Genomic DNA, 13300 nt, shown 5'->3' with positions numbered 1-13300 from the left:
ATCATTAATGAACCGAGGACATGCCCGAGGCCAGTTGCATCACTCGTTCCTGAGTCGCTTCGCTGCGGTCGAGGGTGCCCATCAGTTCGCCCTCGTGCATGACCATCACCCGGTCGCTCATGCCGAGCACTTCCGGCAGTTCCGAGGAAATCATGATCACCGCCATGCCTTCGCCAGCGAGGTAGGAGATGAGTCGGTAAATCTCGGCCTTGGCGCCGACATCGATACCGCGGGTCGGCTCGTCGAGAATCAGGATTCGCGGGTTGGTCATCAGCCAGCGCGCCAACAAGGCCTTCTGCTGATTGCCGCCGGACAAGGTGTCGATGCACTGCTCCAGTGAAGGGGTTTTCACCCGAAGCTTCTTGCACATGTCTTCGCACAACACCCGCAAGGCTTTCTGCTGAATGAAGCCGTGGCCGGCGTAGTGCGGCAGCACCGCCATTTCCATGTTCTCCAGTACCGAAAGGCATGGGAACAGGCCGCTGAGCTTGCGATCCTCGGTCAACAGTGCGAAACCCTTCTCGATCGCCATGTGCGGATCGCTGATGCGCACCACTTCGCCATCGAGGCGAATCTCGCCACTGTCGCTCGGGGTAATGCCGAAAATCGCTTCGGCCACGTTGGTCCGTCCGGAGCCCATCAACCCGGCAATGCCAAGGATCTCCCCGGCATGCAGGTCGAAAGAGACGCCTTTGAAGATGCCATCCAGCTTGAGGTCGCGCACCGACAGCAACAGATCGCCAATCGGCTCGTCGCGCACCGGAAACAACTGGCTCAACTCACGACCGACCATCATCGAAATCAGGCTGTCGCTGTCCATGCTGTCGGCCCGCTGCAGGCCTATGTAGGCGCCATCGCGGAACACCGCCACTTCATCGGCGATAGCGAACACTTCGTTCATTTTGTGGGTGATATAGATGATGCCTTTGCCCTGGCTTTTCAGGTCGGCAATGATCGAAAACAGGTGGGCGACCTCCTTGTCGGTGATGGCCGAAGTCGGTTCGTCCATGATCAGGATATCGGAGTCATAGGACACGGCTTTGGCGATCTCGACCATCTGCCGCTCGGCGATGCTCAGGTTGCCGACCAGCTCTTCGGGGTCGAGGTTGATCCGCAGGCGCTCCAGCAATTTCGCCGTGCAGCGGTGCATTTCCCGGTGGTCGATCATGTGGAAGCCGTTGAGCTGCTCACGGCCAATCCAGATGTTTTCGGCGATGCTCATGTGCGGCATCAGGTTGAGTTCCTGGTGGATCATTGCGATCCCGGCCTGAAGCGCCGCCAGCGGCGTTTCAAAAACCACCGGCTTGCCCCGCAGGCGCAGTTCGCCGGCGTCTGGCTGGTAGATGCCGGCGATGATTTTCATCAGGGTGGACTTGCCGGCGCCATTTTCGCCCATGAGCGCCAGCACGGAACCGGGGCGCACCCGCAGCTGCACATCGGACAACGCCACTACACCGGGAAAACCCTTGCTGACGTTGACGATCTCCAGCAGGTACGGCTCATCGACAGGTGTTGCAGTGGGCTGGGCACCTTTCAAAGGGGTGCTCGAAGCAGTCGCTGAAGCGAACATGATCAGGTACTCCATCAGCAAGGTCGCGCTCGCCACCTTGCGTACTTATTGTTGTTATTGAACGGACGGACTATTTGAACTGGTCAACGTTTTGCGGTGTGATCAGGCGAAACGGCACCCAGACAGCCGACTCGACCGGCTCGTTTTTCGCCATTCTCACTGCAGTATCGATGGAACCGTCGGCCTGCCCCTTGGCGTCCTGAAACACCGAAGCCGCCAGCGAGCCTTTCTTCACGGCATTCAAACCGTCCGGCGTACCATCGACACCCGCAATCAACACACTGCCTTTTTCGACGCCCGCCTGTTGCAGGGCCATCGCGGCGCCAATGGCCATTTCGTCGTTGTTGGAGACGATCGCGTCAAACTTGCGGCCCTGGGTCAGCCAGTCGTTGACCAGGGTCATGCCTTTATCCCGCAGCCAGATACCGCTCTGCTCTTGCTCGATCTTGATGTTCGGGTATTTGGCCAGTACTTCCTTGACGCCCTTGGTGCGATTGGTGGTGGAGTTGTTCGCGAGGTCACCCAGCAAAATCACAATATCGCCCTTGCCGCCCATCTTGTCGGCCAGGTACTGCATTTGCATTTCACCGGCCTCCAGGTCGTTGGAAGCGACAGTCACCACACCTTTGGGCAGGTTCAGGTCATCGGGGCGGCGGTTGACATAGACCAGCGGAATACCGGCCTTCACGGCGGCTTCAGTGATTTTTTTGGTTGCGGCCGTATCCACCGGGTTGACCACGATGGCATCGACTTTCTGGCTGATAAAGCTTTCGACCTGGCTCAGTTGCTTGACCACGTCGCTGCGGGCATCTTCGAATTGCAGCTGGACGCCGTCGGGGTAGGACTTGGCTTTCTTGTCCATGGATTCACGCAGGTAGGTCAGCCAGGTGTCATCGAACTGGGACATGCTGACGCCGATCTTCACATCGGCCAGCACAGCGCCGCTGGCGACCATCAGGGACAGTGCAAGTGAGGCAAAACGGATCTTGGTCTTCATGAAAAGTCTTTCTCCACATTCTTGTTGGTTTTATGGATGAGGCGTGACGATTTCAGTAAGCGGACAAGCAGGAAAAGTGTTGAAACATAACGCGAGGCAGCTCGCTGGAAATGACTTTATTGGAAAATATTTTCTATATCAACCAATTTTAGAATTTTATTCTGATTTTATTCCATGGCTTTCGAGCGGGCTCAACTCCACCGCTTGATGGCGCTTGAAACTCAGCCGCGCGGCGTCTAGCACACGGGTGGTCGCCAGTGCATCACGGGCGTCCACAGGCAGTGGGCCACCGCTCTGCAACGCGGTTTGTAGCTGTAAATAGAACTGATTCCAACAGCCCCGCTCGGAGGGAACCCGTTCGCGCTCTTCGCCCTGTTCGAACCAGCCCCAGCGTCGGTGCTCCTCCACGCCCCAGCGTTCGCCTTCGGTTTTAGGCGAGAGCCCGGCAAGCGCCGACGCCTCCTGCCCGTCCAGACCATCGACGCTGTAACAGCCTTGTGTGCCGGTCACCCGAAAGCGCGGGCCGGGGGTGTTTTGCAGGCAACTGCCACCCAGGTGCGAGGTCACACCGCTGGCGTGAGTCAGGGACATAAAAAAGCCGTTATCGAACGTCTGGCCTTTCTCCAGGTAATCCAGTTCGGCATAGACCCGTGTCACCGGACCGAACAGCAACAACGCCTGATCCACCAGATGGCTGCCCAGATCCCGCAGGAAGCCGCCGCCACTGCCGTTGTTCACCGACTGCGGCGAGTAGCGCTCGATCCGCGACTCAAAACGGGTGACCTGGCCCAGCGCGCCGGACTCGATGAGTTTGCGTACGGTGAGGAAATCCGAATCCCAGCGCCGATTCTGATAGACGCTGAGCCGCACACCCTGGCGCTCGGCCATGGTAATCAGGGTTTGTGCCTGTTGCGCATCGGCAGCGAACGGCTTGTCGCTGACCACTGCCACGCCGTACTCAATGCCGTCGAGCACCAGTGCCGGGCGGCCCTTGAGTGGTGTCGACACCACCAACACATCGATTCCGGCTTCCACCAATTGGCCGATGCTGTCGAAGGCTGGCACGCCGGGATGCTCCGCGGCCAGCAATTGTCGGCGCTCGGGGGAGCGGGTAACCACGCCCACGAAGGTCGCCGCTGGCAAACTGCTGATCAGCGGAGCATGGAAAAACCGGCCGCCATGGCCGTAACCGACAAGTCCGATGCGCATACACGTATTTCCCCTGAAAGAACGCAAACCCTGTAGGAGGGAGCCTGCTCGCGATGACGGCGGTACATTCCACATTGATGTCGCCTGATACACCGCTATCGCGAGCAGGCTCGCTCCCACAGGGGATAATTGTTAGCCGTAGAAGCGGGGGCGATCAGGGAGTGCGACGTTGACGATCGCCCCGCTGTTTTGCGCTTCGATGCATGCATCGGCGGCGACAGCGGCAGCAAAGCCATCCCACGCCGAAGGCCCACCCACCTGCCCGGCTCTTACACCATCAATGAACGCCTGCAACTCGACGTCGTACGCCGCGATGAAGCGATCCTTCCAGTCCATCAGAATCGCGTTGGACAACTTCGCCCCGCTGCGCAATTGAACCTGGGACGGCTCCGGCAGTTTGGCGATGCCGGTCTCCCCCACCACTTCGCACTGGATGTCGTAGCCGTACTGGCAATTGACGAAAACTTCCACGTCGATGCGTGTGCCCTTGGCGGTTTCCAGCAGAACGATCTGCGGGTCTTTCAAATGCGCGAGGGCCTTGCTGCTTTTGCGCGGGAACACCACCTGCACCGAAACGTAATCGTCGTCGAGCAACCAGCGCAGCACGTCCAGCTCATGGATCAGCGTGTCGGTGATCGCCATGTCAGTCTTGTAGTTCTCGCCCACCGTGGGGTTACGGTGAGCGCAATGCAGCATCAACGGTTCGCCGATCTGGCCGCTGTCGATCACTGATTTCAACGCGCGATACCCTTCATCGTACGGACGCATGAAACCGACCTGCACCAGCCGCTTGCCATGGGCGACTTCGGCCTCGACGATCTTGCGGCAACCTTCGGCGGTGACCGCCAGCGGTTTCTCGCAGAACACCGGTTTGCCCGCGGCAATCGCTGCCAATACGAACTCTTCGTGGCTCGGCCCCCAGGAGGTGACGAGGATCGCTTCGACTTCCGGCGCCTTGATCAGCGCATGACCGTCGGGATAGACCTCGGCAGTCAGTTTCAGATCGGAAACGACCTTGGCCGCTTGCTGCAAATTGATGTCGGTGACCGCGACCACCTGACTGTTGAGCAAGGTCTGGCTGCAACGACGGATGTGGTCCTGGCCGATGGCCCCGGTGCCGATGACGCCAAGCTTCAAAGACATATAAACACTCCTGTTTGTTCGTTTCAGGGCAATCAGTACTGACGGGCCTTGGCCAGTCGTTCGTTCAGGGTCTTGGCCACCGCATCGGTGCGGGCGCTGGTGGAGACTTGCGCCACGCCGACCCGCCACCAGGACAGGTAGCCATGAATCATGGTTTTGGGCAGGACCTTGATATCGATCAGGGTCGACACGGTCTGCAAGCGCGCATCCGCCAACGCGGCGTGCAACTCTTCAACGGTGTTCACTTTGTAGGTCTTGCAGCCATAGGCCGCCGCGCTCATGGCGAAATCCACCGGCACGAAACCGCCGTCGAGCTTGCCGGTTTGCGGGTTGCGGTAACGGAATTCGGTAGCGAAGCTGTCCATGCCGTTGCCCATCTGCAGGTTGTTGATGCAGCCGAAGGTCATGTTGTCGAGCAGCACCACGTTGATCTTGCGCCGCTCCTGAATCGAGGTCGCCAATTCCGAGTGCAACATCATGTAGGAGCCATCGCCCACCAGCGCATAGACCTCGCGCTCAGGCTCGGCGAGTTTCACCCCCAATGCGGCATTGATCTCATAGCCCATGCACGAATATCCGTACTCGACGTGATAGGTGTTCACGCCTTTGCTGCGCCAGCTGCGCTGCAAGTCACCCGGCAGGCTGCCGGCGGCGGCAACGATCACCGCGTCATCCGCGAGGGTTTCATTGAGCACGCCGAGTACGCGGCTCTGGGTCAGGCACGAGCCGGTCAACTCGATGAATTCGCGCAACACTGCCGGGTCCAGGTGATCGTTGATTTCCGGGGTGAAGTCCTGGGTCTGGTATTCGATCTGATAAAGACGATCGACTTCCTCATCCAGCTGCGCCCTGGCTTGACGGGGTTGATCACCCCAACCGGAGCGGTAGTCGCCCAGCGCTTCGGCCAGCGCCTGCAAACCGGTCCGGGCGTCCGCCAGCAATTGCACGCCGTCGAGTTTCAGAGCATCGCACGGGCTGATATTGAGGTTGAGGAATTGCACTTCAGGGTGCTGGAACAAGGATTTCGACGCGGTAGTGAAGTCGCTGTAACGAGTGCCGATACCGATGATCAGATCTGCATCCCTGGCCAGCAGGTTCGCAGCCAAACAGCCGGTCTCACCGATGCCGCCGACGTTCAGGGCATGGCTGGAGACCACCGCGCTTTTGCCGGCCTGGGTTTCGGCAAAGGGAATATCGAAGCGCTCGGCAAAGGCCTGTAACGCCGCGTTGGCGCCAGAGTATTTGACTCCGCCGCCGCAGATGATCAGCGGTTTGCGCTTGCCTTTGAACAGCGCCACGGCATCGCCGAGCATCGCTTCGGTCGCCGGACGGCGCTCGATGCGGTGCACGCGTTTTTGCAGGAAGTAATCGGGGTAGTCGTAGGCTTCGGCTTGCACATCTTGCGGCAAGGCCAGGGTTACGGCACCGGTTTCAGCGGGGTCGGTGAGCACGCGCATGGCGTGAATTGCGGCGGTCATCAGTTGCTCGGGACGGTTGATGCGATCCCAGTATTTGCTCACGGCCTTGAACGCGTCGTTGGTGCTGATGCTCAGGTCATGGAACTGCTCGATCTGTTGCAGCACCGGGTCCGGCTGGCGGCAGGCGTAGACATCACCCGGCAACAACAGCAATGGGATGCGGTTGGCTGTCGCGGTGGCGGCAGCGGTCAGCATGTTCGCCGCACCTGGCCCCACCGACGAAGTACAGGCGTAGATCTTGCGTCGCAGATGCTGCTTGGCGAACCCGATGGCGGCGTGGGCCATACCTTGTTCGTTGCGGCCCTGATGGACGATCAGGTCGCCGCTGTCCTGCTCCAGGGCTTGCCCCAGACCCAGCACGTTGCCGTGGCCGAAGATGGTAAATATCCCGGCGACGAATTTGCTCTGAACCCCATCGACCTCGATGTACTGGTTATCGAGGAATTTCACCAGGGCCTGGGCCATGGTCAGTCTTGTAGTGGTCATATCTGATCCTTCAATACACGAAGAAACCCTTGTGGGAGCGAGCCTGCTCGCGAAAGCGTTGTGTCAAGCGACATCAATATTGATTGTGCCGCCGCTTCGCGAGCAGGCTCGCTCCCACATTTGAACCGCGTTGGCCTCAGCCCAAGGATTTTTGCAGGTGATCCATGCTCGCGCCGATCGCCTGCTCGATATCCACCAGCCCATGCACGCTGTCGGCAAACGGTTCGAACGACAGGTAGCCGCTGTAGCCGCTGCCGAGCAAGGTCTCGATCTGCACCGCGTTGCCGAGAATGTCGCCCTTGCCCACCAGCACCCGATGGCCATCGCGGATGGTCGCCAACGGCGCTTCGGAATCCTCGACGCCGGAGATGTGCACCAGCCCGGTCAACTCAGGGAAAAACTCCTGTTCACCGGCCAGGTGATGATGAAAGGTGTCGTGCACCAGACGGAACACATCCAGCCCGCCGATGGCCTTGATCGCATCGACCGCCGTGCGTTTGCGCCGCAACGAACATTCTTCGAAGCCCAGCGGTTCGATGAAACCGAGGATGCCGTGATCGCGCAGGATCAGCGCCAGCTGACTCAACGCCGTGCGCAGGCCCGAAGCGCGTTCGGCCTCGCTGCGCGGATCGGCCCGGTCGTTCAACGGGCACATGACCAACCCCTGCGCGCCGCAATCACGTGCGTAAGCGGCGAGTTTCAACGCCTGCGCACGGCGTTCGTCATTCCACACATCAAACGGATACAACGCGTTGATCGACAGCACGGTGACGCCTTGGGCCGCACACAACTCCCGGACGTGCCCGGGCGCGGTCCCATCCTCGATCTCGATGCCCTTGAGGTCGTTGCGGATCTCAATGGCGTCGGCCTTGAGGGTCACCGCCAACTCGATGAACGCAGGCAGGGACAAGCGTGGGGCGACCATACGGTTCAAGGCGAAACGCAGCGGTTTGCTCATTATTGTTGTTCTCCGCACAGGTGAATTATTTAGCCGTCGGCATGCTGAATTCCGGGCCCTTGGCGATGCTGTCAGGCCAGCGCTGCATCACGCTTTTATAGCGGCTGTAGAAGCGGATGCCTTCCTCGCCGTAGGCATGGTGGTCGCCGAACAGCGAGCGCTTCCAGCCGCCGAACGAATGCCAGGCCATGGGTACCGGAATCGGCACGTTGATGCCGACCATGCCAACCTTGATGCTGCGCGCAAAGGCACGGGCAATCCCGCCGTCGCTGGTAAAACACGACACGCCGTTGCCGAACTCATGTGCGTTGATCAGGGCCACGGCACTGGCGAAATCCGGCACGCGAACGATGCCCAGCACCGGCCCGAAAATTTCCTGCTGGTAGATGCTCATCCCGGTCGTGACGTTGTCGAACAGCGTCGCGCCGACAAAGAAGCCATTCTCGGCACCCGGCACCTTGAAGTTGCGCCCGTCAACGATCAGTTGCGCGCCCTGGGCCACGCCCTGATCGATGAAGCCTTCAACCTTGGCCTTGTGTTCGGCGGTCACCAATGGCCCCATGTCGGTGTCACCCTGCAGGCCATTGCCGACTTTCAACTGATCGATGCGCGGCAGCAGTTTGGCAATCAACCGGTCCCCCACATCACCGACTGCCACGGCAATCGAAATCGCCATGCAGCGCTCACCGGCCGAACCATAAGCAGCGCCGATCAGGGCATCCGCCGCTTGATCCAGATCCGCATCGGGCATGACGATCATGTGGTTCTTCGCCCCGCCCAGCGCCTGTACACGCTTGCCACGCGAGGTCGCCTGCTGGTGGATGTACTCGGCGATCGGCGTTGAACCGACAAACGAAATCGCTTCGATGTCCGGGTGTTGCAGCAAGGCGTCGACCGCCGTCTTGTCCCCCTGGACCACGTTGAACACACCGTCCGGCAAGCCGGCTTCGGTCAGCAGGCGAGCCATCAGCAAACTGGCGGAAGGATCGCGCTCGGACGGCTTGAGGATGAAGCAGTTACCGGTGACCAGCGCCAGCGGGATCATCCACAGCGGCACCATCACCGGGAAGTTGAACGGCGTAACCCCGGCGCAAACACCGAGCGGCTGACGCAGGTTCCAGTTGTCGATGCCGCCGCCGATGTTGTCGCTGAACTCGGTTTTCAGCAGGTTCGGCGCACCGCAGGCGTATTCGACGATTTCGATGCCGCGGGTGACTTCACCCTTGGCGTCGGAGAAGACCTTGCCGTGTTCGCGGCTGATGATTTCCGCCAGCTCATCGTGATGGCGGTCGAGCAGTTCCTTGAACTTGAACATCACCCGCGAGCGTCGCAGGGACGATTGCTCGGACCAGGCCGGAAAAGCTTTCAGGGCCGAGGCGACAGCCTGGTCCACGGTCTTCTGGCTGGCCAACCCGACCCGCGCCTGAACGCTGCCGGTGGCCGGGTTGAAGACGTTGCTGAACCTTTCACTGCCGCTGTCTTGCACCTGACCATCGATGTAATGACCTACAACCTGGGCGTCGCTCATTGTGCTTGTTCTCCGTGCAGAGGTTGGAATTCAGAGATCCAGCAGCCAGCTGTGCTGCGGATCGTTATGGAATTGCCAGACGCGTTTCGGGCCCGCCATCACGTTCAGGTAATACGACTCGTAGCCGTACGGCACACTGACCGGGTGATAACCCTTGGGCACGACCACAAGGTCGTTGTTTTCCACGGCCATGGCCTGATCGATGCTGCGATCGTCGGTGTAAACCCGTTGGAATACGAAGCCCTGGGGCGGGTTGATCTGGTGGTAATAGGTTTCTTCGAGAAAGCTCTGGTGCGGCAGGTCGTCGGTGTCGTGCTTGTGCGGCGGGTAGCTCGACGAGTGCCCCGAAGGCGTGCGCACTTCCACCACCAGCAGCGAATGGGCCGGCTCGGTGTCCGGCAAGATGTCGCAGACGTAGCGGGTATTGGCGCCCTTGCCGCGCACGCTGCGTTTCATGGTCTCGGGTTTGATCAGCCGTGGGCCGAGGTTCTCGGTTGGCGCACCGGGCGCCGCGCAAACGGCGATCTGCACATCACTCAACGCGACAATCCGGGCCTGACTGCCGGGCGGCAAGTACGCGGCGAACGGGGATTTGTCTTCAAACACCGACTGACGATCCCCAAGGTTGTCCCAGTCGAACACGCCCTGCCCCGGCGTTTCACCCTTGATGCCGACCCGGCCGCTGAGCAGCACCAGGCACAGCTCCTTGTCACCGGCAGAGACCGGCAGGGTTTCGCCGAGGCTCAAGCGGTAAGCGGCGAAACCGACGTATTCAAGTTCACCTTTGCCCAACTCGACCATGGTCCGGCCACGGGCATTGCTTTTGACCAGCAGGCTCATCGTGCCGTCCTCTCGTCGAGCAGCGCACGCAAGGTGTCGAAGCCTTTTTTGGCATAGACGTAGCTCGGGGCCACCGCCGGGTCCTGCTCGGCCTCGACCACCAGCCAGCCCTGGTAATCGGCCGCCAGCAGCACGTCGAGCAGTTCGGCGAAGTCGATGTCACCATCTCCCGGCACGGTGAAGGTGCCGTTGATGATGCAGTCCGGGAAGCTCCACAGATTGTTGCGCGCCAACTGCACTACCGGTTTGCGCACGTCCTTGAAATGCACGTGGCAAATGCGTGAGATGTGTTTGCGCAGCACCTGCAAGGGTTCACCGCCCCCCATGTAGCAATGACCCGAATCGAAGAGCAGGCCGACTTCACTGCCGGTCAACGTCATCAGGGTGTCGATGTCCGACGGGGATTCGACGTAGGCGCCCATATGGTGGTGATACGCCAGACGTACACCCTGCGACAGGGTGAAGCGCGCCAGCTCGGTCAGTTTGTCAGCGTATTCCTGCCACGCCTGTTCGGTGTGAAAACGCGGGCGTTCGACCAGAGGAATACGTTGCCCTTGAATGGAATCGGCGACTTCTCCGTAAACCAGCACCTTGGCGCCGTTCTTCGCCAGCAGCTCGACATGGCTGGCAATGGCGTCGATTTCCTCGGCCACGGAGCGGCGTGCCAGGCGACTGGAATACCAGCCGGACACCAGCGCCAGGTCATACGGGCGCAGTACATCGCCAACGCCTTTGGCGTCCTTGGGGAATTTGCCGTTGAGTTCGAAGCCTTCGTAGCCGATCTCCTTGCCTTCGCCGAGGGCGGTGCTCAGCGGCGTCTCGCCACCGAGGGACGGCAGGTCGTCGTTACTCCAGGAGATCGGGTTGATGCCAATTCGGATAGCGGGCATGGCTGCACCTTTTATTGTTTTCTGAATTTCCGTTGAATCTGAGGCCGCCTTCGCGGGCAAGCCTCGCTCCTACGGGAAGCTACGGTGATCTGTAGGAGCGAGGCTTGCCAGCGAACAACGATAACGCGGTGTCGCGTCAAGCCCTGGCTGTGCGCCAGGCATCGATCAATTCGACAAACGTGCCCTGCACCTGTCGAATCAGCGCCTCGTCGTCGATTTCCCCAGCCAGCCACGCACGGCTTGGTTCCTGAAAAATCGTCCGCCCCACGGCGAACCCTCGGCATGTCCGGCTCTGGCTAGCCTGTTGAAAGCCTTCGGCCAACGTCGCCGCCGGGGCATTCAAGCCCAGCAACACCACGCCTCGGCAGTACGGATCGCGCTCCTGGATCAGCTCGTCGAGTTGCTTCCACTCCTCGGCGCTCTGGGCTTCGATCTTCCACCACGCCGGGTAGATGCCCAGGTTGTAGAGGCGCTTGAGCGCGCGATACAACACGTCCGGGTGCGTCGAGGGATGATCCTTGGGCGGGATGATTTCCAGCAGCAGTTCATGACCGCTGACTTGCGACGCCTGGTACAAACCCTTGATCTGCGCTTCCTGCTCCAGGCGTAGCATTGGCTCGTCGTCCGGGTGAAATTGCACCAGGCATTTGATGATTTGCTCTTGCGGCCAGGCAATCAGGTTGCTGCCGATCGAACGCCCGTGTTCGAAGGCCAGTGGACGGGAGTTTTGTATCTCGACCGGCCGCGCCACCCACCAGCCACGACCGGTGGCCGCGTTCAGCGAGTCCTGGCCGAAACGCTGGTCCGCCAGCAGCCCGACATCGGCCTCGATGCCCTGCTCGCGCAAATCGCGTTCGACCCGCTCCACGGCTTTGATAAAGAGCTGTTTGAGTTCGCTGATGACGCCGAGGTCGCGACCGCCCTTTTGCGCCAGTTCCACCAGTTGCCAGCGATGGTCGAAGGCAAAGATGAACAGTTGCTTCCACGGCTTACGCGACACACTGACCTGATGCAGGCGTTGCAACGTGGCGTCCTGATCCGGCCGGGTAATCGGCACCGGACTGTTGAACAGATAATCGAGCTCGGCACGGGTCGGCATCGCCGGGGCGCAGGCATGGCGTGACACCACCAGGCCACCGCAGGCATTGGCCAACCGGCAGCAATGCTCGTCGCTGGCATCCTCCAGCCAACCGCTGAGGAAGCCGGCCATAAAGGCATCGCCGGCCCCTAGTACGTTCAGCACTTCGACCCGCACGCCGGGATAAATCGCGCCATCTTCCAGACGCTCCGGGATCACCCCGTGAATCACCGTGCAGCCTTGCGGGCCGAGTTTGACCACCAGGGTCGCGTCACTCAATCGACGGACATTGCGCAGCGCGGTGAGCAAGTCCTCGGAACCACCGGCAATCAGAAACTCTTCTTCGGTGCCGACAATAAGATCGAAACGCGGGAGGATTTTCTGCACATGCTGACTGACGTTCTGGTCGGCAATGAACCGGGTTTCGCCATCGGCCTTGCCGGCAAGCCCCCACAGGACCGGGCGGTAGTCGATGTCCAGAACCCGTTTGACGTTGTGTTTTTCGGCATAGTCCAGCGCCTGGATGCTCGCCTTGTAGACGCCGTCGGTGGAGAAATGCGTGCCGGTGATCAGCAAGGCTTTGCTGGAGGCGATAAAGGCTTCGCTGATGTCTTCGGCCTGTAGCGCCATGTCGGCACAGTTTTCGCGATAGAACACCAAAGGAAAGGTCTCGCGGTCCTTGAGGCCGAGCAACACCATCGCCGTCAGGTGCTCCGGATCAACGTTGATACCGCTGGTATCGCAGCCTTCGCGGGCCAGGGATTCGACCAGGAAACGTCCCATGTGGTCGTCCCCTACCCGGCTCAGCATCGCCGACTTGAGCCCCAACCGGGCGGTGCCGAAAGCGATGTTGGCGGACGATCCACCGAGGTACTTGGCGAAGCTGCTCACATCCTCCAACCGCGCCCCGACTTGCTGCGCATAGAGGTCGACACCCAGTCGCCCCAGGCAAATCAGATCCAATTGGCGTCCACTGGCAAAACGAGTCTGGCCCATGCTGGCTCCTGTTATTTTTATCAGCCTGTGTTCAGGACGATGACCGTGCCGAACACTCTTGGTGGATGCAGACTAAAACGACCGGGACCGAATAATCAATAATTATTCCAAATAATTTTTACGTAGA

At 60.2% G+C, this 13300-nt stretch carries 10 protein-coding genes; all 10 read right to left on the bottom strand.

Going from position 1 to position 13300, the window contains the following annotated elements; genetic code table 11:
* Positions 1-4 precede the first annotated feature (4 nt).
* Complete coding sequence (locus IB246_RS00990) at positions 5-1570, bottom strand: sugar ABC transporter ATP-binding protein (protein WP_008039108.1); 1566 nt, start codon at positions 1568-1570, stop codon at positions 5-7.
* 70 nt (positions 1571-1640) lie between these two features.
* A complete protein-coding gene (locus IB246_RS00985; protein WP_008039109.1) occupies positions 1641-2567 on the bottom strand; it encodes a sugar ABC transporter substrate-binding protein in 927 nt (308 codons plus the stop codon).
* 156 nt (positions 2568-2723) lie between these two features.
* Entirely contained in the window at positions 2724-3776 is a 1053-nt protein-coding gene (locus IB246_RS00980; RefSeq protein WP_008039110.1) for a Gfo/Idh/MocA family protein, read from the bottom strand.
* 132 nt (positions 3777-3908) lie between these two features.
* The gene (locus IB246_RS00975) at positions 3909-4919 is read right to left on the bottom strand and encodes a Gfo/Idh/MocA family protein (RefSeq protein ID WP_008039111.1); all 1011 of its coding nucleotides are present in this window, start codon (positions 4917-4919) and stop codon (positions 3909-3911) included.
* Between the two features lie 32 nt (positions 4920-4951).
* Positions 4952-6883, bottom strand: a complete 1932-nt coding sequence (iolD, locus tag IB246_RS00970) for a 3D-(3,5/4)-trihydroxycyclohexane-1,2-dione acylhydrolase (decyclizing) (protein WP_008039112.1) — start codon at positions 6881-6883, stop codon at positions 4952-4954.
* Between the two features lie 136 nt (positions 6884-7019).
* Positions 7020-7841, bottom strand: coding sequence for a TIM barrel protein (locus IB246_RS00965; RefSeq protein ID WP_008039114.1), 822 nt, complete (start codon positions 7839-7841; stop codon positions 7020-7022).
* 25 nt (positions 7842-7866) lie between these two features.
* Positions 7867-9369: a CoA-acylating methylmalonate-semialdehyde dehydrogenase gene (locus tag IB246_RS00960; protein ID WP_008039116.1), complete on the bottom strand. Its 1503-nt coding sequence runs from the start codon at positions 9367-9369 to the stop codon at positions 7867-7869.
* A gap of 30 nt (positions 9370-9399) precedes the next feature.
* Positions 9400-10209 carry a 5-deoxy-glucuronate isomerase gene (iolB, locus tag IB246_RS00955; RefSeq protein WP_008039118.1) on the bottom strand — a complete coding sequence of 270 codons (810 nt, stop codon included), beginning with the start codon at positions 10207-10209 and terminating at the stop codon, positions 9400-9402.
* Entirely contained in the window at positions 10206-11099 is an 894-nt protein-coding gene (iolE, locus tag IB246_RS00950; protein ID WP_008039119.1) for a myo-inosose-2 dehydratase, read from the bottom strand. The genes iolB and iolE overlap by 4 nt, the downstream gene beginning before the upstream one ends.
* 136 nt (positions 11100-11235) lie before the next feature.
* A complete protein-coding gene (locus IB246_RS00945) occupies positions 11236-13173 on the bottom strand; it encodes a bifunctional 5-dehydro-2-deoxygluconokinase/5-dehydro-2-deoxyphosphogluconate aldolase (protein ID WP_008039121.1) in 1938 nt (645 codons plus the stop codon).
* Positions 13174-13300 lie beyond the last annotated feature (127 nt).

The organism is Pseudomonas sp. PDM01 (assembly GCF_014852325.1).
In the GTDB taxonomy this organism is placed as follows: domain Bacteria; phylum Pseudomonadota; class Gammaproteobacteria; order Pseudomonadales; family Pseudomonadaceae; genus Aquipseudomonas; species Aquipseudomonas migulae.
This window is presented reverse-complemented; position numbering and strand designations above follow the sequence as displayed.